This is a genomic window from Cryobacterium sp. Sr3 (assembly GCF_004402835.1).
Taxonomy (GTDB): Bacteria; Actinomycetota; Actinomycetes; order Actinomycetales; family Microbacteriaceae; genus Cryobacterium; species Cryobacterium sandaracinum.
Genome location: NZ_SOFA01000049.1, coordinates 56,592 through 75,879, shown reverse-complemented (window position 1 = coordinate 75,879; position 19,288 = coordinate 56,592). Strand labels below are relative to the sequence as shown.

Here is a 19,288-nt window from a genome sequence, read left to right as displayed (position 1 = left end):
CGGTCGACGCCCGGCGCTCAGCGTGCCGGGCCCCAGCAGGTACGCCATCAAGGGGGAGCGATGCGAAATTACCAGAAGTACGCGACGGTCGTCGCCGTCTTCGCGGCAGTGCTCCTTGCCGCGCTCCTCGTCGCCGCCTTCGGAATGATCAGCCTGCTGACCGACACAGATGTCATCAGTGACCCCAACGCCGGACCTCTCGTCGGCCCGATCATGACCGCCGCCGCCGTGGTGCTGGTGTTCACCCTGATGCTGCTGCTCGGGCTGCGCACCAGACCGGAGAACCAGCGGATCGCCGTCGGGTACTCCCTCGGCACCGGGGTCGCCGCACTTGTCGTCTTCGTTCTGGTGGGCGGGGTGCTCTACGCGCTCGGCACCGGGGTGCCGGCCGACACCGCCGGGCTCCCGGGCGATAGCGTCGGGTTCGCAGCCTCCGTGCTGCTGGGCCCGTTCGCGGTGACCACCGGCATCCTCTCCTTCATCGTCACCCTGCTCTACTCGCTGGTCCTCGCCTCACGGATGCCCGAACGCGGCCCCCCGAAGTGGCCGTGGGAGCAAGGCGAAGACTGAAACCCCGCCGGCCTGAAAGTCGCTGACTGCGGAGCACTCCGATCGGGTACCCTTGACTCTCATGGGCGGTTCCATCGAGTTGCGGGTCAGCCAACAGGTTGACGATTGGCTCAACTGGCTGCCTCGCTGGCGCCCGGGCACGCATCGCGGCCGCTCACGCCTGTGCCGCACCTGCTTCGGGTCGCCGGTCATCGCCGCCGCCGGCCTCGCCATGGATGTCCCGCACGCCGTGCAGCACGCCCTCGCCATGCGCCTGAAGCACCTGATCGACGCCGAGGTCGACGAGTTCACCGAGACGCACCTCCCCCTGCTGCTCCGGGAGATCCGCCTGAACGAGGAGCGCAAGCAGGCCGCGTTGACCTACCGCCCCGCTGAGGGCCTCGACCCGGCCTACACCGGCCTCGACCTCGACCCGCCGGCCATGCCCGACGCCCCCTACCTCTTCACCTTCGCCGAACTCGCCCGGCCCGAGGCATCCGTGGCCCTGCCCGTTGACCCGCCTCCCTTGACCGACGAGGAGAAGGCGGCCATCCGCGCCGAGGTCACACGCGCCGACGAACACGCGGCGCTGGTCGGCGGTCGGGTCTGCGCCGAACTGTCCCGGCACCGTGAACGGATGCGCAGCGCCGTCACCGAATTCGCCGAACCCTGGGTGCTCGCTCTCCTCGCCGACCTCGACACCGCGCTCGATTCCCCGCTCTGGCCGCGCGGCCCGTGAACAGCACCTGAACGAACCCCTGGGGCCGCGTGATCCATTTGACCCAGCGGTCACCTCCGGGATATCCTTTGTACGTGTGCGCTTTGTCGTGCGCTTGAGTCATGCCACCGCGATCTTGTCGTGCCGCACCTTAGGCGCCTTGATGTGGCACTCACACAGGGTGTGCTCTCCGAGCAGCCCCCACGGCATACCCACTACGGCCCGCGTAACTCATTCCGCGTGTTTCGGTGGGTCCAGATGAACTCGATCGGGCCGGAAACGGAGCGATTCGAATGCTAACCATCAATGAGCTGTCACCGTGCAGCAAAAACAAGGAGTAATTAGTGCCCACCATTCAGCAGTTGGTACGAAAGGGCCGCAGCCCCAAGGTCACCAAGACCAAGGCGCCCGCCCTGAAGTCCAACCCCCAGCAGCGCGGCGTGTGCACCCGTGTTTACACGACCACGCCGAAGAAGCCGAACTCGGCCCTCCGCAAGGTCGCCCGCGTCAAGCTGTCGAACGGTACCGAGGTCACCGCCTACATTCCCGGCGAGGGTCACAACCTGCAGGAGCACTCGATGGTGCTCGTCCGCGGTGGTCGTGTGAAGGACCTCCCCGGTGTTCGATACAAGATCGTTCGCGGCGCACTGGACACCCAGGCCGTCAAGAACCGCAAGCAGGCTCGTAGCCGCTACGGCGCCAAGATGGAGAAGAAGTAATGCCTCGTAAAGGCCCAGCGCCCAAGCGTCCCGTTATCGCTGACCCGGTATACGGCGCCCCCATCGTCTCCCAGCTCGTCAACAAGATCCTCCTCGACGGCAAAAAGGGCCTCGCCGAGCGTATCGTTTACGATGCACTCGAAGGCGTCGTTGCCAAGAACGGTGCGGATGCCGTCGTCACCTTGAAAAAGGCACTCGACAACGTGCGCCCGACCCTTGAGGTGCGTTCGCGCCGCGTCGGTGGTTCCACCTACCAGGTGCCCGTCGAAGTCAAGCCGCACCGCGCCAACACCCTGGCTCTGCGCTGGTTGACCAGCTACGCCAAGGCTCGTCGCGAGAAGACGATGACCGAGCGTCTCACCAACGAAATTCTCGACGCATCCAACGGCCTCGGCGCCGCTGTGAAGCGCCGCGAGGACACGCACAAGATGGCCGAGGCGAACAAGGCCTTCGCTCACTACCGCTGGTAGTCGCGCTCCGGAATCCGGGCTTGTCGAGAGCAGATCTCGATGGGCCCGGCGACCGGATGCCCTGTTTCGCCCCAAGATCCACAAGCAAACTTCCGGAGGACCCCCGTGGCACTTGACGTGCTCACCGACCTGAGTAAGGTCCGCAACATCGGCATCATGGCTCACATTGATGCTGGCAAGACCACCGTCACTGAGCGCATCCTGTACTACACGGGTGTCAATCACAAGATCGGCGAGACGCACGACGGCGCCTCGACCATGGACTGGATGGCGCAGGAGCAGGAACGTGGCATCACCATCACGTCTGCCGCGACGACCTGTTTCTGGGCCTCAAACCAGATCAACATCATCGACACCCCCGGCCACGTCGACTTCACCGTCGAGGTGGAGCGTTCGCTCCGCGTCCTCGACGGCGCCGTCGCAGTGTTCGACGGCAAGGAGGGCGTTGAGCCCCAGTCGGAGACCGTCTGGCGCCAGGCCGACAAGTACGACGTGCCCCGCATTTGCTTCGTCAACAAGATGGACAAGCTCGGCGCCGACTTCTTCTACACGGTCGACACCATTGTCAAGCGCCTCGGTGCGAAGCCGCTCGTCATCCAGCTGCCCATCGGCGCCGAGAACACCTTCGAAGGTGTTGTCGACCTCGTCGAAATGCGTGCACTGACTTGGCGCGGCGACTCCAAGGGTGACGTCGAGATGGGCTCCAAATACGCCATCGAAGAGATCCCGGCCGACCTTGCCGAGCAGGCCGCGGAATACCGCAAGCTGCTCCTTGAAACCGTCGCCGAGACCGACGACGACCTCATGGAGAAGTACTTCTCCGGCGAAGAGCTCACCGTCTCCGAGATCAAGCACGCGATTCGGGGGCTCACGGTCTCCAGCGAGATCTATCCGGTCCTCTGCGGTTCCGCGTTCAAGAACCGCGGCGTTCAGCCGATGCTTGACGCAGTCGTCGACTACCTCCCCACCCCGCTCGACGTGCCGGCCATCGAAGCCCACGACGCGCGCGACGAGGAAAAGGTCATCATGCGTCACCCCGACGCGACGGAGCCGTTCACGGCCCTCGCGTTCAAGGTCGCCGTTCACCCGTTCTTCGGTCGTCTGACCTACGTTCGCGTGTACTCCGGTCACCTTGACTCCGGCGCCCAGGTCGTCAACTCGACCAAGGGCAAGAAGGAGCGCATCGGCAAGATCTTCCAGATGCACGCCAACAAGGAGAACCCGGTGGCCTTCGTGACCGCCGGTCACATCTACGCGGTCATCGGCCTCAAGGACACCACCACAGGTGACACCCTGTGCGACCCGAACGCGCAGGTCGTGCTCGAGTCGATGACGTTCCCTGACCCGGTCATCGAGGTTGCGATCGAGCCGAAGACGAAGCAGGACCAGGAAAAACTGGGTCTTGCGATCCAGAAATTGGCCGAAGAAGACCCGACCTTCCGCACCGAGCAGAACCAGGAAACTGGTCAGACGGTCATCAAGGGGATGGGTGAACTTCACCTGGACATCCTGGTCGACCGGATGCGACGTGAATTCAACGTCGAAGCCAACGTCGGCAAGCCTCAGGTCGCCTACCGCGAGACCATCCGCAGGGCGGTCGAGCGTCACGACTACACGCACAAGAAGCAGACCGGTGGATCCGGGCAGTTCGCGAAGATTCAGATCGCGATCGAGCCGCTCGAGATCACTGCCGAGAAGAGCTACGAGTTCGTCAACAAGGTCACGGGTGGCCGCATCCCCCGGGAGTACATCCCCTCGGTGGACGCAGGAATCCAGGATGCGCTGCACGTTGGCGTCCTGGCCGGCTACCCGATGGTGGGCGTCAAGGCAAGCCTGCTTGACGGCGCCGCGCACGACGTCGACTCCTCGGAGATGGCGTTCAAGATTGCCGGTTCGATGGGCTTCAAGGAAGCCGTTCGTAAGGCTGACCCTGTTCTGCTCGAGCCGCTGATGGCCGTCGAGGTTCGTACGCCCGAGGAGTACATGGGCGACGTCATCGGCGACCTCAACTCGCGTCGTGGACAGATCCAGACCATGGAGGACGCTCAGGGCGTGAAGGTAATTCGCGCCAACGTGCCGCTGTCGGAGATGTTCGGATATATCGGTGACCTGAGGTCGAAGACCTCGGGCCGCGCGGTGTACTCGATGACCTTCGAGAGTTACGCGGAGGTCCCCCGGGCCGTGGCCGAAGAGATCATCCAGAAGAACAAGGGCGAATAGCCTGAGGCTTCCGGTCTCTCCGGGCCTTCGGGCCGAAATCGCTTCGGCCTCCCGGCCCGAGTAGCATAAGTACACAAATCCAGCAGTTTCACCGGCCGCAAACCAGCGGTCGATGGAGCCATGAGTCCTGAGGAGGACCCACAGTGGCCAAGGCCAAGTTCGAGCGGACCAAGCCGCACGTAAACATCGGAACGATCGGTCACGTTGACCACGGAAAGACCACGCTGACTGCAGCGATCTCCAAGGTCCTTGCCGACACGTATCCGTCCAAGACGAACGTTCAGCGCGACTTTGCGTCGATCGACTCTGCTCCGGAAGAACGCCAGCGCGGTATCACGATCAACATCTCGCACGTTGAGTACGAGACCGAAAAGCGTCACTATGCGCACGTAGACGCACCGGGCCACGCTGACTACATCAAGAACATGATCACCGGTGCTGCCCAGATGGACGGGGCGATCCTTGTGGTTGCCGCTACTGACGGCCCGATGGCTCAGACCCGTGAGCACGTCCTGCTCGCGAAGCAGGTCGGCGTGCCGTCCCTGCTCGTGGCACTGAACAAGTCCGACATGGTTGACGACGAAGAGATCCTCGAGCTCGTTGAGCTCGAGGTTCGCGAACTCCTCTCCGCCCAGGGCTTCGACGGCGACAACGCTCCCGTCGTGCGCGTTTCCGCACTCAAGGCGCTTGAAGGCGACGAGAAGTGGGTCGGCAACATCCTTGAGCTCATGAAGGCTGTCGACGACTACTTCCCGGAGCCCGTCCGCGACAAGGACAAGCCCTTCCTGATGCCGATCGAGGACGTCTTCACGATCACCGGTCGTGGAACCGTCGTCACCGGCCGCGCCGAGCGTGGAACCCTCAAGATCAACTCCGAGGTCGAGGTTGTCGGCATCCGCCCGACCATCAAGACCACGGTCACGGGTATCGAGATGTTCCACAAGCAGCTCGACGAGGCATGGGCCGGCGAGAACTGTGGCCTTCTTCTTCGTGGCACCAAGCGCGAAGACGTCGAGCGCGGCCAGGTTGTCGTCAAGCCGGGTTCGGTCACTCCGCACACCGACTTCGAGGGCACCGCGTACATCCTGTCCAAGGATGAGGGTGGGCGTCACAACCCGTTCTACGCGAACTACCGCCCGCAGTTCTACTTCCGCACCACGGACGTCACCGGCGTCATCACGCTGCCTGAGGGCACCGAGATGGTCATGCCCGGCGACACCACCGACATGAACGTCGCGCTGATCCAGCCGATCGCCATGGAAGAGGGCCTCGGCTTCGCCATTCGTGAAGGTGGCCGCACCGTTGGCGCCGGAACGGTGACCAAGATCGTCAAGTAGTCCCCTTCAGAAAATGGGGTCGGTCCTTCGGGGCCGGCCCTTTTTTCGTGCCCGACTTGCGGGGCCAGTTGATCCCGAATCGCCCAGGAACTAGCCTTGACATGAACCTCAACAGCCCCAGATCGGAGCACCCCGTGAATTTCAACGACATCAGCCGCAAAGCGCAGGAGTTCCTCAAAACAGAGAAGGGCGAGAAGATCGCCGACAAGATTCTCGACGGGGGCGCCGCCGCCGCGAACAAGGTCACCGGCAACAAGCACGCCGACAAGATCAAGGATGCCCGAGCGGCGGCGGACAAACACCTCGGTCGCGGGGACGGTCCGACCGACCGCGACGCTCGAGGCACTGGCCCCGACGGCAGGTAACCGCTGGTCGAGCTCACTTCGGTGACCGAGCGCACCGTGGCGCGGGTCGTGCGCCGGTTCGCGCGTGGCATGCCACCTGCGAACGGGTCCGCGGCTGTCCTGTGGGGACTCCCCACTCTCGCCGGCTGGCCGCCCGAGGTCCAGTCCCTCCCCGAACGCACCCGCGGCGGACGCTCGACGCCGGGTATCCGCAAGCATGCATTGGGACTCGACACGCGGGATATCGCCGTGGTGAACGGACTCCTGGTCACCAGCGTCGAACGCACGGTCGTCGACCTCGCCGCCACTCTGGATCTGAAGTCCGCGGTCGCCATGGCCGACCGCTCCATTGCGGTGGATCGCAGGGGGCGCATTCTGCCTCTGACCACCAGAGCCAGGCTGCTTGAGACCTGGGAAGGGTTGCTTCCCTTCCGCGGGTCCGTGCGGGCGCGGGCCGTGATCGACTTCTCTTCGACGCTGTCCGGTTCCCCCAACGTGTCCGGAAGCCGCGTCAACGTGGCGCTGAACGGATTTCCGGAGCCGGTGCTGCAGCATCCGTTCGTCGTCGAAGGCAAGACCGTCTTCACGGACTTCTACTGGATCGACGAGAACTCGGTGGGGGAGGCCGACGGCAAGGGCAAATACTTCGACCCCGTGTTGCGAGGCGATCGCACCACCGCCGAGGTGTTCTGCGACGAGAAACGCCGTGACGGTGGCGTGCGGCACCAGGTGCACGCGTTCACCCGGTGGGACTTCCCGGTCGGGATGAGTCAGAGTCGGCTGCGCACTCGGCTGCTGCAGTTGGGGCTGCCGTTCGGGCGCCCGCGACTCCAGTTTCGGTGAGGTGCCGGTGGTGCGCGGGTGTTGCGCCGCTGCGCTGGTGGCGTGCCCCGCGCGGAGCGGCGCAGCACTCGCGCGAGGCGTGAATGGCGGCGGCGACGCGCCCGGGGCGAGAGCCGGCCGAGCCGCGGAACGACGCGGATGTGGCGACACGCCGCCCGCGACACGCCCGGGTTGCACAATGACCCAACCCTGTGGCAGACTCTTCTAGTTCAACACTTTCGACTGCCGCGCTGCACGCGGTGTCGGGATCACTGCCAGGCAGTGCATAGCTTGTGCCGTTCGCCGTAAAAGGCGCCAGGTGCACAGTTAGGCCGCGGGTAGCAGAACATAGCTCAAACCAACAGCCGGGACAGCTGGGTAAATCCATGCCTTCCCCCACGCGCGAGTGTGGAGAAGCGGGTTGGCTCGGCATGACCGCTCCGCGGCCCTGCCGAAATTGACAGATGAACAGTGGTGCGACAGCAGCAGTGCTACTACGGCGTCCAATGCAGCCCCTCGGGATGTACGAAGCCTTGACAAGAAAGCGAGTTCGACATGGCGGGACAGAAAATCCGCATTCGACTTAAGTCGTATGACCACGAGGTCATCGACATCTCGGCGCGCAAGATCGTCGACACAGTGACCCGCGCGGGTGCGACTGTCGTCGGCCCCGTGCCGCTTCCGACCGAGAAGAACGTGGTGTGTGTCATCCGTTCCCCTCACAAGTACAAGGACAGCCGGGAGCACTTTGAAATGCGCACCCACAAGCGTCTGATCGACATCATTGACCCGACCCCGAAGGCTGTCGACTCGCTCATGCGTCTCGACCTGCCGGCCGACGTCAACATCGAGATCAAGCTCTAGGGCCCGCGATGTCTTACTCAGATACCAAGACCACCAAGGGTCTCCTCGGCAAGAAGCTCGGCATGACGCAGGTGTGGGATGAGAACAACAAGCTCGTTCCCGTCACCGTCATCGAAATCTCGCCCAACGTTGTCACCCAGATCCGCAGCAAGGACATCGACGGTTACGCCGGCGTCCAGATCGCTGCCGGGGCCATCGATCCGCGCAAGGTCAACAAGCCTTCCGCCGGACACTTCGAAAAGGCAGGCGTCACGCCTCGCCGCCACCTCACCGAGCTCCGCACTGCGGATGCCGCTGACTACACCCTGGGTCAGGAGCTCACCGTTGACGGTGTGTTCGCTGCCGGTACCAAGGTCGACGTCATGGGCACCAGCAAGGGCAAGGGTTTCGCCGGTGTTATGAAGCGTCACAACTTCAAGGGTGTTTCCTCCTCTCACGGTTCGCACCGCAACCACCGCAAGCCCGGTTCCATCGGTGCTTCCTCGACCCCGAGCCGTGTCTTCAAGGGCATGCGCATGGCCGGTCGTATGGGTGGCGAGCGCGTCACCGTGCTGAACCTCAAGGTTCACGCCGTGGATGCCGAGAAGGGCCTTCTGCTGGTCAAGGGTGCCGTTCCCGGCGCCAAGGGCCGCCTCGTATTCGTCCGCAATGCAGTGAAGGGAGCCTAGTCGTATGACTACCTCACTCGATCTCATCGACGCCAAGGGTAAGAAGGCCGGCTCCGTCGAGTTGCCCGCCGAAATCTTTGACGTTCAGACCAACGTCCCGTTGATCCACCAGGTCGTCGTCGCGCAGCTCGCTGCCGCACGTCAGGGAACTCACAAGACCAAGCGTCGTGGCGAGGTTTCCGGTTCCGGCCGCAAGCCGTTCAAGCAGAAGGGAACCGGTCGCGCTCGTCAGGGCTCGATCCGCGCCCCTCAGATGACCGGTGGTGGAATCGTCCACGGACCGACCCCGCGTAACTACGAACAGCGCACCCCCAAGAAGATGATCGCGGCAGCACTGCGTGGATCCCTTTCCGACCGCGCCCGTGGCGACCGCCTGCACGTCGTGACCGCACTCTTCAGCGCCGAGACGCCCAGCACCAAGGGCGCCATCGAGCTGCTCAGCCAGATCGCCAGCAGCAAGCATGTGCTGGTCGTCCTGGAGCGCACCGACGAACTGACGCTGCGCAGCATCCGCAACCTGCCGACGGTGCACGTTCTGCCGTGGGACCAGCTGAATGCCTATGACGTTCTCGTCAGCGACGACATCGTCTTCACCAAGGGCGCGTTCGACGCGTTCGTGGCGAGCAAGACCAAGAAGGAAGAGGTGTCCGCATAATGGCTACCCCGATCAACAAGGATCCCCGCGACGTCATCATCGCTCCGGTCGTCTCTGAGAAGAGCTATGGCCTGATCGACGAAGGCAAGTACACCTTCATCGTGGACCCGCGCTCGAACAAGACCGAAATCAAGCTCGCGATCGAAAAGATCTTCAAGGTGGAGGTCGCTTCGATCAACACCATGAACCGCATCGGCAAGACGCGTCGCACGAAGTTCGGTCAGGGCAAGCGCAAGGACACCAAGCGTGCCATCGTCACGCTCAAGTCCGGTTCCATTGACATCTTCACGGCCGTCGGCTAAGCGGCGCGGACTAGAGGAATAAGAAATGGCTATTCGTAAGTTCAAGCCCACGACTCCCGGTCGTCGCGGTTCATCTGTTGCAGACTTCGCAGAGATCACCCGCTCCACGCCGGAGAAGTCCCTGCTTCGCCCCCTGTCCAAGACCGGTGGCCGTAACAACCAGGGTCGCATCACCACCCGTCACATCGGTGGTGGACACAAGCGCCAGTACCGTCTGATCGACTTCCGTCGTAACGACAAGGACGGCGTCAACGCCAAGGTTGCTCACATCGAGTACGACCCCAACCGCACGGCGCGCATCGCGCTCCTGCACTTCATGGACGGCTCCAAGCGCTACATCATCGCCCCGAACAAGCTGAACCAGGGCGACATCGTAGAGTCGGGCGCCGGCGCTGACATCAAGCCCGGCAACAACCTGCCGCTGAAGAACATCCCGACCGGTACCATCATCCACGCGGTCGAACTGCGTCCGGGCGGTGGCGCCAAGATGGCCCGCTCCGCCGGATCATCCGTTCGCCTCGTTGCGAAGGATGGCATCTACGCCCAGCTGCGCCTGCCGTCCGGAGAAATCCGCAACGTCGACGCCCGCTGCCGCGCCACGATCGGCGAGGTCGGCAACGCCGAGCAGTCGAACATCAACTGGGGTAAGGCCGGCCGGATGCGCTGGAAAGGCGTTCGCCCGACCGTTCGTGGTGTCGCCATGAACCCGGTTGACCACCCGCACGGTGGTGGTGAGGGTAAGACGTCCGGTGGACGTCACCCCGTCAGCCCTTGGGGCCAGAAAGAAGGGCGTACCCGCCACCCGAACAAGGAAAGCGACAAGCTCATCGTTCGTCGCCGTACCGTCGGCAAGAAGCGTAAGTAGGAGTAGACGATGCCACGCAGTCTCAAGAAAGGCCCGTTCGTTGACGACCACCTGCTTCGCAAGGTTGTCAAGGCGAACGAAGCCAGCAGCAAGAACGTAATCAAGACCTGGTCGCGCCGTTCGATGATCATCCCCGGCATGCTCGGGCACACCATCGCCGTGCACGACGGACGCAAGCACATCCCGGTGTTCGTCACCGAGAGCATGGTCGGGCATAAGCTCGGCGAGTTTGCGCCCACCCGCACCTTCCGTGGACACGTGAAGGACGACAAGAAGGGCCGTCGCCGCTAACGCGGGGACGTGAAGGAGGATAAGAAATGGTGGAGTCGATCGCACGCGTGCGTCACATCCGCGTTACCCCCCAGAAGGCTCGTCGCGTTGTCAACCTGATCCGCGGCAAGCAGGCCTTCGAGGCCCTGGGAATTCTGAAGTTTGCGCCGCAGGGCGCGAGCGACCCGGTGTACAAGCTGGTTGCCTCGGCAATCGCCAACGCGCGAGTCAAGGCTGATGCAGCCAACACCTTCCTCGACGAGCAGGACCTGTTCGTCAGCCAGGCGTTCGTTGACGAGGGTACGACCCTCAAGCGTTTCCAGGCCCGTGCACAGGGTCGCGCATTCCAGATCAAGAAGCGCACGAGCCACATCACGGTTGTGCTCGCCACTCCTGAGGAGGGTACGAAGTAATGGGTCAGAAAGTAAACCCCTATGGCTTCCGTCTGGGAATCACGACCGACCACGTGTCGCGTTGGTTCTCTGACAGCACGAAGCCGGGCCAGCGTTACAGCGACTTCGTCGCTGAAGACGTCAAGATCCGCCGCCTGTTGAGCACCAGTCTCGACCGCGCCGGCGTGTCCCGCATCGAGATCGAGCGCACTCGTGACCGCGTTCGCGTCGACATCCACACCGCCCGTCCGGGCATTGTGATCGGTCGCCGCGGCGCGGAGGCTGAGCGCATTCGCTCCGACCTCGAGAAGCTCACCGCCAAGCAGATCCAGCTGAACATCCTCGAGGTGAAGAACCCCGAGGTCGACGCTCAGCTGGTCGCTCAGGGCATCGCCGAGCAGCTCTCCGCTCGCGTGGCATTCCGCCGCGCGATGCGTAAGGGCCTGCAGGGTGCCCAGCGCGCCGGTGCCAAGGGTGTTCGCATCCAGGTCTCCGGTCGCCTGGGTGGCGCCGAAATGAGCCGTTCGGAGTTCTACCGCGAAGGCCGTGTGCCCCTGCACACTCTGCGCGCGAACATCGACTACGGGTTCTACGAAGCCAAGACCACCTTCGGCCGCATCGGCGTGAAGGTTTGGATCTACAAGGGCGACATCACCAACAAGGAACTCGCTCGCGAGCAGGCCAACGCTAAGTCGACCCGCCCCGAGCGTCGTGACGACCGACCGCGTCGTGCGCCCCGCGCAGAGGCAGCGGCACCGGTTGCAGCAGGAGTTGAGGCATAACCATGTTGATTCCACGCAGAGTCAAGCACCGCAAGCAGCACCACCCGGGCCGTACCGGCCACGCAACCGGTGGTACCGAGCTGTCGTTCGGTGAGTACGGCATCCAGGCCCTCACGCCCGCCTATGTGACCAACCGTCAGATCGAGTCCGCTCGTATCGCGATCACCCGTCACATGAAGCGCGGCGGCAAGGTCTGGATCAACATCTACCCGGACCGCCCGCTCACCAAGAAGCCGGCCGAAACCCGCATGGGTTCCGGTAAGGGTTCCGTCGAGTGGTGGGTTGCCAACGTCAAGCCCGGTCGCGTGCTTTTCGAACTCAGCGGTGTCACTGACATCGTCGCAAAGGAAGCGCTGACCCGCGCTATCCATAAACTGCCCTTGAAGGCACGCATCATCAAGCGCGAGGAGGGCGACGCATAATGGCGATCGGATCCAAGGAGCTCGCCTCAGTCGAGCTCGACACTTTTGAAAACGAGCGGTTGTTCGATGAGCTGAAGAAAGCGAAGGAAGAACTCTTCAACCTTCGCTTCCAGTCGGCCACCGGCCAGCTCGAGAGCCACGGCCGCCTCCGCGCGGTCAAGCGCGACATCGCTCGCATCTACACGGTTCTCCGTGAGCGCGAGTTGGGCATTCGTCCGACTCCCGCACCAGTCGAGGCTCCGGCCAAGGCTGAGAAGAAGACCAAGAAGGCCAAGCCTGCAGTGGAGTCCGTTGACGACTCCGCTGCGGCCGACGCCGCCCAGACGAAGGAGGCCTAGTCATGGCGAAGACTGACGAAAAGGTCGTCGCTGCCGAGGCTGAGGCTCTCGTTCGCGGCTACCGCAAGACGCTGCGTGGTTACGTGACCAGCGACAAGATGGACAAGACCATCGTTGTCGAGGTCGAAGACCGCGTGAAGCACCCCCTGTACGGCAAGGTCATCCGCCGTACGTCCAAGCTGAAGGCTCACGACGAGGCGAACATCGCCGGCGTCGGCGACCTGGTCCTGATCAGTGAGACCCGTCCGCTCAGCGCTTCCAAGCGCTGGCGCCTGGTCGAGATCCTCGAGAAGGCCAAGTAAGCCTCGCGCTTACTTGATAGAAGGGTATAAAAAGTGCTTCAGCAAGAATCACGACTCAAGGTTGCCGACAACACGGGTGCCAAGGAGCTGTTGACCATTCGCGTGCTCGGCGGCTCCGGCCGTCGCTACGCAGGCCTCGGCGACACCATCGTCGCCACGGTCAAGGACGCGATCCCGGGCGGCAACGTCAAGAAGGGCGACGTCGTCAAGGCCGTCGTCGTTCGCGTCAAAAAGCAGACCCGTCGTTCAGACGGTTCGTACATCAAGTTCGATGAGAACGCCGCAGTGATTTTGAAGAACGAAGGTGACCCCCGCGGCACCCGAATCTTCGGACCGGTCGGTCGCGAGCTTCGCGACAAGAAGTTCATGAAGATCATCTCGCTGGCACCGGAGGTTATCTAAATCATGGCCAGACTCAAAAAGGGTGACCTCGTAGAGGTCATCACCGGCCGCACCCAGGCCCGCGGCGGAGACCGTGGCAAGCAGGGCAAGGTCATTGCCATCCTGGTGGAGAAGAACAGGGTCCTCGTTGAGGGCATCAACTTCGTCACCAAGCACGTTCGCGTGGGCCAGACCCAGCGCGGCACCAAGACCGGCGGCATCGAGACCATGGAGGCGCCGATTCACGTGTCCAACGTGGCCCTCGTCGACCCGGAGACCAAGAAGCCGACTCGCGTCGGATTCCGCCTCGAAGAAGTAACGAAGGACGGCGTCACCAAGACGGTCCGCATCCGTTACGCCAAGAAGTCAGGGAAGGACCTCTGATGACCGACACTTCAGTTGCAGCAGCAGAAGCGCCCGTTGAGGCCGCCCTGCCGCGTCTCAAGCAGAAGTACCGCGATGAGATCATGGCCCAGCTCAGCAAGGACCTCGGCTTCACCAACGTTCACCAGATTCCGAACCTGGTCAAGATCGTTGTGAACATGGGTGTCGGCGAGGCAGCACGCGACGGCAAGATCATGGATGGCGCCGTCTCCGACCTCACCAAGATCACCGGTCAGAAGCCGCAGGTCACCAAGGCCCGTAAGTCGATCGCGCAGTTCAAACTGCGTGAAGGACAGCCCATCGGCACGCACGTCACACTTCGTGGCGACCGCATGTGGGAGTTCCTCGACCGGCTCCTGAGCCTGGCGCTTCCGCGCATCCGCGACTTCCGTGGTCTGAGCGACAAGCAGTTCGATGGCAGCGGTAACTACACCTTCGGTCTCACCGAGCAGGTCATGTTCCACGAGATCGACCAGGACCGGATCGACCGTATCCGCGGTATGGATATCACGGTTGTGACGACGGCCAAGAACAACGAAGAAGGCCGCGCGCTGCTCAAGGCGCTGGGCTTCCCGTTCAAGACGGCCGAAAACACCAAGTAAAGTAGCTCTTTGGCTCTTGTAGTACAAATCCGGGGCTGGACAACCGTCCAGCCCCACCACGACCAAGGTCGTCACCCGTGTAACGGATGAACGAAACCAGGCGAGAAAGGCACCACAAATGACAATGACAGATCCGGTCGCAGACATGCTGACCAGACTGCGCAACGCTAACTCGGCGTTCCACGACACCGTGTCCATGCCGCACAGCAAGCTCAAAGCGAACATCGCAGACATTCTCAAGGCCCAGGGTTACATCTCGGCGTGGGATGTCAAGGATGCAGTGGTCGGCAAGACCCTCACGCTCAACCTCAAGTTCGGTCCGAACCGCGAGCGTTCCATCGTCGGCATCAAGCGGGTTTCCAAGCCCGGCCTGCGCGTGTACGCGAAGTCGACCGAAATCCCCACCGTTCTCGGTGGTCTCGGCGTTGCCATCCTGTCCACCTCCAGCGGTCTGCTCACCGACCGCCAGGCTGAGAAGAAGGGCGTAGGCGGAGAAGTTCTCGCCTACGTGTGGTAGCCGACAATGTCACGTATTGGAAGACTTCCCATCCCGATTCCCGCGGATGTCACGGTCGCCACTGAAGGCCAGCGCGTCAACGTCAAGGGTCCGAAGGGCGAGCTCGCGCTCACCGTCGCGAACCCCATCGAGGTCAAGATCGAGGACGGCCACGTCGTCGTCACACGCCCGAACGACGAGCGCAACTCGCGTTCGCTGCACGGACTGACTCGCACGCTGATCGCAAACCAGATCATCGGGGTGACGGTGGGTTACACCAAGTCTCTCGAGATCGTCGGTACCGGTTACCGCGTCGCCCAGAAGGGCAGCTCGATCGAGTTCGCCCTCGGCTTCTCGCACCCGGTCCTCGTCGAGGCACCTGCCGGCATCACCCTCACCGTGGAGAGCGTCAACCGCCTCACGGTCGGTGGCATCGACAAGCAGGCTGTCGGCGAGGTCGCCGCCAACATCCGTAAGATTCGCAAGCCGGAGCCCTATAAGGGCAAGGGTGTGCGTTACGCCGGCGAGATTGTTCGCCGCAAGGCCGGAAAGAGTGGTAAATAACCATGGGTCTCGGAACTAGAGGTAAGAGCAAGGCCGCTGCCCGCGGACGCAGGCATGCACGTCTTCGCAAAAAGATCGAGGGGACCGCGCTTCGTCCGCGTCTCGTCGTGACCCGTTCGGCTCGCCACGTGTTCGTGCAGGTCGTCGATGACAGCAAGGGTTTCACCCTTGCTTCGGCGTCCACGCTCGAAGACGGTCTGCGCACCTTCGATGGTGACAAGACCGCCAAGGCCCGCAAGGTCGGCGAACTCGTCGCCGAGCGTGCGAAGGCCGCCGGCATCGACGCTGTCGTATTTGACCGTGGCGGAAGCAAGTACGCAGGACGCGTCGCTGCGATCGCCGATGGAGCTCGAGAGGGTGGATTGAACCTGTGAGCACTGAAACCGCTAGCACAGCAACCAAGGAGACCGTGGTGGCCGCAGAGGCACCCGTCGAAACCGCTGCCTCAACGGCACCTGCCCAGAACGAGCCTCGTGAGGCTCGTCGTGGCGGTCGTGAGCGCAACCCGAACAAGGACCGCGGAAGCCGCGATGCCGACAAGAGCCAGTTCCTGGAGCGCGTCGTCACCATCAACCGCGTTTCCAAGGTGGTGAAGGGTGGTCGTCGCTTCAGCTTCACCGCTCTCGTCGTCGTCGGTGACGGAAACGGCCTCGTCGGCGTTGGATATGGCAAGGCCCGCGAGGTGCCGACCGCCATTTCCAAGGGCGTCGAAGAAGCGAAGAAGAACTTCTTCCGCGTTCCCCGCGTCGGTCTGACGATCCCGCACCCCGTGCAGGGTGAAGCCGCAGCCGGCGTCGTCCTGCTGCGTCCCGCCGCCGCCGGCACCGGCGTTATCGCCGGTGGTCCGGTGCGCGCCGTTCTCGAGTGCGCGGGCATCCACGATGTCCTCAGCAAGTCGCTCGGTTCGTCGAACACCATCAACATCGTTCACGCCACGGTCGAGGCCCTGCACCAGCTCGAAGAGCCGCGTGCAGTTGCGGCTCGTCGTGGCCTCGCGTACGAAGACGTCGCTCCGGCGCGCTTCCTGCGTGCCGACGCCGCCGCAGCAGCAGCTGCAGCTGCAGCAAAGGCAGGTGCCTGATGGCTCGCCTCAAAGTGACACAGATCAAGTCCAAAATTAGTGAGAAGCAGAACCAGCGCGACACGCTTCGCAGCCTGGGTCTCAAGCGCATTGGCGCAGTCACGATTCGCGAGGACAACTCGCAGAACCGTGGCTACGTCAACACCGTTGCTCACCTTGTAAAGGTCGAGGAGATTGACTAATGGCTGACGAGAAGGAAGCTGCCACGGCAGCCGCCAAGCCCGCCACTGCACAGAAGGCAGCCCCCAAAAAGGCTGCCTCCGCCAAGGTCGGAGTGAAGGCTGCTCCGACAGAGAAGCGCGAGCAGGTTCTGAAGGTTCACCACCTTCGCCCCGCCCCCGGAGCCAAGAAGTCGCGCATGCGTGTCGGTCGTGGTGAAGGATCCAAGGGTAAGACCGCCGGCCGTGGAACCAAGGGTACGAAGGCGCGCTACAACGTGCGCATCGGGTTTGAGGGTGGCCAGATGCCGCTGCACATGCGTACTCCGAAGCTGCGCGGGTTCAAGAACCCGTTCCGCGTCGAGTACCAGGTCGTCAACCTCGAGAAGCTCGCCGAGCTTTACCCGAACGGCGGCGATGTAACCATCGCCGACCTGGTCGCCAAGGGTGCCGTTCGCGACAACGAGAAGGTCAAGGTTCTCGGCAATGGTGACATTGCGGTTAAGCTGAACATTGCAGTGGATAAGGTCTCCGGCTCAGCAGAGCAGAAGATCGTCGCTGCGGGTGGCTCAATCAAGTAAGTCCGCAGACGCTGAGCGAGCTTGTCGAGGCCACCAATCGAAATCTTTCGATGCTGGTCTCGACAAGCTCGTTTTTCACGTTATTAACTGGAGGCATTGTGTTCAGCGCCATCGCGCGGATATTCCGCACACCCGACCTGCGCAGGAAAATCGGGTTCAGCTTGGGTATCGTTGCCCTGTTCCGACTGGGCTCGTTCATCCCTGCCCCCTTCGTCGACTTCGGAAACGTTCAATCGTGTCTGGCGGCGAACCAGGACGCCAGCGGCCTCTATGAGCTCGTCAACCTCTTCAGCGGCGGCGCGCTGCTGCAACTGTCGGTCTTCGCGCTCGGCATCATGCCGTACATCACGGCCTCGATCATCGTGCAGCTCCTGCGCGTGGTCATCCCACATTTTGAGACACTGCACAAGGAAGGCGCGTCCGGACAGGGCACGCTCACCCAGTACACTCGGTACCTCACCATCGCCCTCGCGATCCTTCAGTCGACGACGCTGATCACGGTGGCCCGCAGCGGAGCGCTCTACGGCACGTCCGCCAGCGCCGAGTGCTCGCAGCTGCTCACCAACGACGCCTGGTACGCCATCATGCTCATGGTCATCACCATGACCGCCGGTACTGGCCTGATCATGTGGATGGGTGAGCTCATCACCGAGCGCGGCATCGGCAACGGCATGTCACTGTTGATCTTCACCTCGATCGCAGCCCTCTTTCCGGGATCGCTGGCCTCCATCGGGCAGCAGAAGGGCCTCGACATCCTCATGATTGTGATCGCGGTCGGTCTGGTCGTGGTCGCCGCGGTGGTCTTCGTCGAGCAGTCCCAGCGTCGCATCCCGGTGCAGTACGCCAAACGGATGGTCGGACGCCGCACCTACGGCGGGAACAACACGTACATCCCGATCAAGGTGAACATGGCCGGCGTCGTGCCCGTCATTTTCGCGTCGTCACTGCTGTACCTTCCGGCCCTGATCGCGCAGTTCAACCAGCCGGCGGCCGGACAGGCGCCGGCAGCGTGGGTCACCTGGGTCACCAACAACCTCACGCAGGGCAACGATCCGCTCTACATGGCGCTGTACTTCCTCCTCATCGTCGGATTCACCTACTTCTATGTCGCGATCACCTTCAACCCCGAAGAGGTCGCCGACAACATGAAGAAGTACGGCGGATTCATCCCGGGCATCCGTGCCGGTCGTCCGACCGCCGAGTACCTGGACTTCGTTCTCACCCGGGTGACGCTGCCCGGTGCCCTGTACCTGGGCCTGATCGCCCTGCTGCCGCTGATCGCGTTCTCCGCGATCGGAGCCGACCAGAACTTCCCGTTCGGTGGCGCCAGCATCCTGATCGTGGTCGGTGTCGGACTCGAGACGGTCAAACAGATCGACGCGCAACTCCAGCAGCGCCACTACGAAGGGCTTCTCCGATGACCCGTTTGCTGCTGATCGGCCCGCCCGGCGCGGGCAAGGGAACTCAGGCCGAGCGCCTGTCCGAGGCCTTCGACGTTCCGGCCATCTCCACCGGTGACATCTTCCGCTTCAACGTGAAGAACGACACCGAGCTGGGTCTTCAAGTCAAGGCGTTCATGGATGCCGGCGCGTACGTGCCCGATTCCCTCACCAACGCGATCGTGTCCGATCGGTTGCAGCAGCCCGACGCCACCGGGGGATTCCTGCTGGACGGCTACCCGCGCACGCAGGAGCAGGTTCTGGAACTGGACCGGTTGCTGGAGGCCGACGGTGACGGACTCGACGCCGTCGTGCTGATCGTCGCCGACACCGAAGAGGTCGTCGCCCGACTCCTCAAGCGTGCCGCCGAGCAGGGGCGTGCGGACGACACCGCTGACGTCATCCGGCACCGCCTCTCCGTCTACGAGGAGCAGACATCTCCTCTGATCGACGTTTACTCCTCCCGCGGTCTCGTGGTCACGGTCGACGGCCTCGGCGCCGTCGACGAAGTGACCGGGCGCATCCTTGCGGCGCTGACCGGGCGCGGACTCTCCGTGCCCGTC

At 63.1% G+C, this 19,288-nt stretch carries 29 protein-coding genes and 1 pseudogene; all 30 read left to right on the top strand.

The features are described 5' to 3' along the window. The first annotated feature begins 60 nt into the window (after positions 1 to 60). On the top strand, positions 61 to 570 hold the full coding sequence (locus tag E3N94_RS16060) for a DUF6121 family protein (protein ID WP_134401558.1): 510 nt from the start codon (positions 61 to 63) through the stop codon (positions 568 to 570). Positions 571 to 631: 61 nt separating this feature from the next. Further along, positions 632 to 1,288 (top strand): spermidine/putrescine ABC transporter substrate-binding protein, encoded by a 657-nt coding sequence (locus tag E3N94_RS16055; RefSeq protein ID WP_134401559.1) that lies wholly within the window; start codon positions 632 to 634, stop codon positions 1,286 to 1,288. A gap of 323 nt (positions 1,289 to 1,611) precedes the next feature. Continuing rightward, positions 1,612 to 1,986, top strand: a complete 375-nt coding sequence (gene rpsL / locus E3N94_RS16050; RefSeq protein WP_055811472.1) for a 30S ribosomal protein S12 — start codon at positions 1,612 to 1,614, stop codon at positions 1,984 to 1,986. Continuing rightward, complete coding sequence (rpsG, locus tag E3N94_RS16045) at positions 1,986 to 2,456, top strand: 30S ribosomal protein S7 (RefSeq protein WP_066597688.1); 471 nt, start codon at positions 1,986 to 1,988, stop codon at positions 2,454 to 2,456. The genes rpsL and rpsG overlap by 1 nt, the downstream gene beginning before the upstream one ends. Before the next feature lie 105 nt (positions 2,457 to 2,561). Further along, positions 2,562 to 4,676, top strand: a complete 2,115-nt coding sequence (gene fusA, locus E3N94_RS16040; RefSeq protein ID WP_104100974.1) for an elongation factor G — start codon at positions 2,562 to 2,564, stop codon at positions 4,674 to 4,676. Positions 4,677 to 4,819: 143 nt separating this feature from the next. Beyond that, entirely contained in the window at positions 4,820 to 6,013 is a 1,194-nt protein-coding gene (tuf, locus tag E3N94_RS16035; RefSeq protein WP_104100973.1) for an elongation factor Tu, read from the top strand. 134 nt (positions 6,014 to 6,147) lie between these two features. Further along, positions 6,148 to 6,378: an Rv0909 family putative TA system antitoxin gene (locus E3N94_RS16030; protein WP_134511889.1), complete on the top strand. Its 231-nt coding sequence runs from the start codon at positions 6,148 to 6,150 to the stop codon at positions 6,376 to 6,378. A gap of 21 nt (positions 6,379 to 6,399) precedes the next feature. Beyond that, on the top strand, positions 6,400 to 7,200 hold the full coding sequence (locus E3N94_RS16025) for a hypothetical protein (protein WP_134401560.1): 801 nt from the start codon (positions 6,400 to 6,402) through the stop codon (positions 7,198 to 7,200). Between the two features lie 534 nt (positions 7,201 to 7,734). Next, positions 7,735 to 8,043 carry a 30S ribosomal protein S10 gene (rpsJ, locus tag E3N94_RS16020; protein ID WP_035834607.1) on the top strand — a complete coding sequence of 103 codons (309 nt, stop codon included), beginning with the start codon at positions 7,735 to 7,737 and terminating at the stop codon, positions 8,041 to 8,043. A gap of 8 nt (positions 8,044 to 8,051) precedes the next feature. Next, a complete protein-coding gene (gene rplC / locus E3N94_RS16015) occupies positions 8,052 to 8,711 on the top strand; it encodes a 50S ribosomal protein L3 (RefSeq protein WP_104100970.1) in 660 nt (219 codons plus the stop codon). A 4-nt stretch (positions 8,712 to 8,715) separates the two neighbouring features. After that, complete coding sequence (gene rplD, locus E3N94_RS16010) at positions 8,716 to 9,366, top strand: 50S ribosomal protein L4 (RefSeq protein WP_104100969.1); 651 nt, start codon at positions 8,716 to 8,718, stop codon at positions 9,364 to 9,366. Continuing rightward, positions 9,366 to 9,668: a 50S ribosomal protein L23 gene (rplW, locus tag E3N94_RS16005; protein WP_104100968.1), complete on the top strand. Its 303-nt coding sequence runs from the start codon at positions 9,366 to 9,368 to the stop codon at positions 9,666 to 9,668. The genes rplD and rplW overlap by 1 nt, the downstream gene beginning before the upstream one ends. A 25-nt stretch (positions 9,669 to 9,693) precedes the next feature. Beyond that, positions 9,694 to 10,533 (top strand): 50S ribosomal protein L2, encoded by an 840-nt coding sequence (gene rplB, locus E3N94_RS16000; RefSeq protein ID WP_104100967.1) that lies wholly within the window; start codon positions 9,694 to 9,696, stop codon positions 10,531 to 10,533. A 9-nt stretch (positions 10,534 to 10,542) separates the two neighbouring features. Then, the gene (gene rpsS, locus E3N94_RS15995) at positions 10,543 to 10,824 is read left to right on the top strand and encodes a 30S ribosomal protein S19 (protein WP_104100966.1); all 282 of its coding nucleotides are present in this window, start codon (positions 10,543 to 10,545) and stop codon (positions 10,822 to 10,824) included. Positions 10,825 to 10,850: 26 nt separating this feature from the next. Beyond that, positions 10,851 to 11,216: a 50S ribosomal protein L22 gene (rplV, locus tag E3N94_RS15990; protein WP_104100965.1), complete on the top strand. Its 366-nt coding sequence runs from the start codon at positions 10,851 to 10,853 to the stop codon at positions 11,214 to 11,216. Next, positions 11,216 to 11,977 carry a 30S ribosomal protein S3 gene (rpsC, locus tag E3N94_RS15985; protein ID WP_104100964.1) on the top strand — a complete coding sequence of 254 codons (762 nt, stop codon included), beginning with the start codon at positions 11,216 to 11,218 and terminating at the stop codon, positions 11,975 to 11,977. The genes rplV and rpsC overlap by 1 nt, the downstream gene beginning before the upstream one ends. Before the next feature lie 2 nt (positions 11,978 to 11,979). Continuing rightward, the gene (gene rplP / locus E3N94_RS15980) at positions 11,980 to 12,399 is read left to right on the top strand and encodes a 50S ribosomal protein L16 (protein ID WP_104100963.1); all 420 of its coding nucleotides are present in this window, start codon (positions 11,980 to 11,982) and stop codon (positions 12,397 to 12,399) included. After that, positions 12,399 to 12,737, top strand: coding sequence for a 50S ribosomal protein L29 (gene rpmC / locus E3N94_RS17535; protein WP_134342141.1), 339 nt, complete (start codon positions 12,399 to 12,401; stop codon positions 12,735 to 12,737). Before rplP ends, rpmC begins: the two co-directional genes overlap by 1 nt. A gap of 2 nt (positions 12,738 to 12,739) precedes the next feature. Continuing rightward, the gene (gene rpsQ / locus E3N94_RS15970; RefSeq protein ID WP_104100961.1) at positions 12,740 to 13,039 is read left to right on the top strand and encodes a 30S ribosomal protein S17; all 300 of its coding nucleotides are present in this window, start codon (positions 12,740 to 12,742) and stop codon (positions 13,037 to 13,039) included. A 33-nt stretch (positions 13,040 to 13,072) separates the two neighbouring features. After that, on the top strand, positions 13,073 to 13,441 hold the full coding sequence (rplN, locus tag E3N94_RS15965) for a 50S ribosomal protein L14 (RefSeq protein WP_104100960.1): 369 nt from the start codon (positions 13,073 to 13,075) through the stop codon (positions 13,439 to 13,441). Positions 13,442 to 13,444: 3 nt separating this feature from the next. Further along, on the top strand, positions 13,445 to 13,804 hold the full coding sequence (rplX, locus tag E3N94_RS15960; RefSeq protein ID WP_104171759.1) for a 50S ribosomal protein L24: 360 nt from the start codon (positions 13,445 to 13,447) through the stop codon (positions 13,802 to 13,804). Then, the gene (rplE, locus tag E3N94_RS15955) at positions 13,804 to 14,406 is read left to right on the top strand and encodes a 50S ribosomal protein L5 (protein WP_104100958.1); all 603 of its coding nucleotides are present in this window, start codon (positions 13,804 to 13,806) and stop codon (positions 14,404 to 14,406) included. The genes rplX and rplE overlap by 1 nt, the downstream gene beginning before the upstream one ends. Before the next feature lie 118 nt (positions 14,407 to 14,524). Then, positions 14,525 to 14,923 carry a 30S ribosomal protein S8 gene (gene rpsH / locus E3N94_RS15950; RefSeq protein WP_104100957.1) on the top strand — a complete coding sequence of 133 codons (399 nt, stop codon included), beginning with the start codon at positions 14,525 to 14,527 and terminating at the stop codon, positions 14,921 to 14,923. Between the two features lie 6 nt (positions 14,924 to 14,929). Next, a complete protein-coding gene (gene rplF / locus E3N94_RS15945; RefSeq protein WP_104100956.1) occupies positions 14,930 to 15,466 on the top strand; it encodes a 50S ribosomal protein L6 in 537 nt (178 codons plus the stop codon). Positions 15,467 to 15,468: 2 nt separating this feature from the next. Beyond that, positions 15,469 to 15,840, top strand: coding sequence for a 50S ribosomal protein L18 (gene rplR, locus E3N94_RS15940; RefSeq protein ID WP_134342143.1), 372 nt, complete (start codon positions 15,469 to 15,471; stop codon positions 15,838 to 15,840). 35 nt (positions 15,841 to 15,875) lie between these two features. Then, a complete protein-coding gene (rpsE, locus tag E3N94_RS15935) occupies positions 15,876 to 16,547 on the top strand; it encodes a 30S ribosomal protein S5 (protein WP_104101028.1) in 672 nt (223 codons plus the stop codon). After that, positions 16,547 to 16,729, top strand: coding sequence for a 50S ribosomal protein L30 (rpmD, locus tag E3N94_RS15930; protein ID WP_174235710.1), 183 nt, complete (start codon positions 16,547 to 16,549; stop codon positions 16,727 to 16,729). Before rpsE ends, rpmD begins: the two co-directional genes overlap by 1 nt. After that, complete coding sequence (gene rplO, locus E3N94_RS15925) at positions 16,729 to 17,286, top strand: 50S ribosomal protein L15 (protein WP_134401561.1); 558 nt, start codon at positions 16,729 to 16,731, stop codon at positions 17,284 to 17,286. The genes rpmD and rplO overlap by 1 nt, the downstream gene beginning before the upstream one ends. Before the next feature lie 98 nt (positions 17,287 to 17,384). Beyond that, positions 17,385 to 18,707, top strand: coding sequence for a preprotein translocase subunit SecY (gene secY / locus E3N94_RS15920; RefSeq protein WP_104171762.1), 1,323 nt, complete (start codon positions 17,385 to 17,387; stop codon positions 18,705 to 18,707). Beyond that, a pseudogene (locus tag E3N94_RS15915) lies at positions 18,704 to 19,276 on the top strand (adenylate kinase); the annotation flags it as partial. The gene secY and the pseudogene E3N94_RS15915, both read left to right, overlap by 4 nt. Positions 19,277 to 19,288 lie beyond the last annotated feature (12 nt).

What these genes read in the sequence shown, in the direction of transcription:
- E3N94_RS16060 (WP_134401558.1), top strand. Translation starts at nt 61, where the DNA reads ATGCGAAATTACCAGAAGTACGCGACGGTCGTCGCCGTCTTCGCGGCA.
- E3N94_RS16055 (WP_134401559.1), top strand. Translation starts at nt 632, where the DNA reads ATGGGCGGTTCCATCGAGTTGCGGGTCAGCCAACAGGTTGACGATTGG.
- rpsG (WP_066597688.1), top strand. Translation starts at nt 1,986, where the DNA reads ATGCCTCGTAAAGGCCCAGCGCCCAAGCGTCCCGTTATCGCTGACCCG.
- rpsJ (WP_035834607.1), top strand. Translation starts at nt 7,735, where the DNA reads ATGGCGGGACAGAAAATCCGCATTCGACTTAAGTCGTATGACCACGAG.
- rplC (WP_104100970.1), top strand. Translation starts at nt 8,052, where the DNA reads ATGTCTTACTCAGATACCAAGACCACCAAGGGTCTCCTCGGCAAGAAG.
- rplD (WP_104100969.1), top strand. Translation starts at nt 8,716, where the DNA reads ATGACTACCTCACTCGATCTCATCGACGCCAAGGGTAAGAAGGCCGGC.
- rplW (WP_104100968.1), top strand. Translation starts at nt 9,366, where the DNA reads ATGGCTACCCCGATCAACAAGGATCCCCGCGACGTCATCATCGCTCCG.
- rplB (WP_104100967.1), top strand. Translation starts at nt 9,694, where the DNA reads ATGGCTATTCGTAAGTTCAAGCCCACGACTCCCGGTCGTCGCGGTTCA.
- rpsS (WP_104100966.1), top strand. Translation starts at nt 10,543, where the DNA reads ATGCCACGCAGTCTCAAGAAAGGCCCGTTCGTTGACGACCACCTGCTT.
- rplV (WP_104100965.1), top strand. Translation starts at nt 10,851, where the DNA reads ATGGTGGAGTCGATCGCACGCGTGCGTCACATCCGCGTTACCCCCCAG.
- rpsC (WP_104100964.1), top strand. Translation starts at nt 11,216, where the DNA reads ATGGGTCAGAAAGTAAACCCCTATGGCTTCCGTCTGGGAATCACGACC.
- rplP (WP_104100963.1), top strand. Translation starts at nt 11,980, where the DNA reads ATGTTGATTCCACGCAGAGTCAAGCACCGCAAGCAGCACCACCCGGGC.
- rpmC (WP_134342141.1), top strand. Translation starts at nt 12,399, where the DNA reads ATGGCGATCGGATCCAAGGAGCTCGCCTCAGTCGAGCTCGACACTTTT.
- rpsQ (WP_104100961.1), top strand. Translation starts at nt 12,740, where the DNA reads ATGGCGAAGACTGACGAAAAGGTCGTCGCTGCCGAGGCTGAGGCTCTC.
- rplX (WP_104171759.1), top strand. Translation starts at nt 13,445, where the DNA reads ATGGCCAGACTCAAAAAGGGTGACCTCGTAGAGGTCATCACCGGCCGC.
- rplE (WP_104100958.1), top strand. Translation starts at nt 13,804, where the DNA reads ATGACCGACACTTCAGTTGCAGCAGCAGAAGCGCCCGTTGAGGCCGCC.
- rpsH (WP_104100957.1), top strand. Translation starts at nt 14,525, where the DNA reads ATGACAATGACAGATCCGGTCGCAGACATGCTGACCAGACTGCGCAAC.
- rplF (WP_104100956.1), top strand. Translation starts at nt 14,930, where the DNA reads ATGTCACGTATTGGAAGACTTCCCATCCCGATTCCCGCGGATGTCACG.
- rplR (WP_134342143.1), top strand. Translation starts at nt 15,469, where the DNA reads ATGGGTCTCGGAACTAGAGGTAAGAGCAAGGCCGCTGCCCGCGGACGC.
- rpmD (WP_174235710.1), top strand. Translation starts at nt 16,547, where the DNA reads ATGGCTCGCCTCAAAGTGACACAGATCAAGTCCAAAATTAGTGAGAAG.
- rplO (WP_134401561.1), top strand. Translation starts at nt 16,729, where the DNA reads ATGGCTGACGAGAAGGAAGCTGCCACGGCAGCCGCCAAGCCCGCCACT.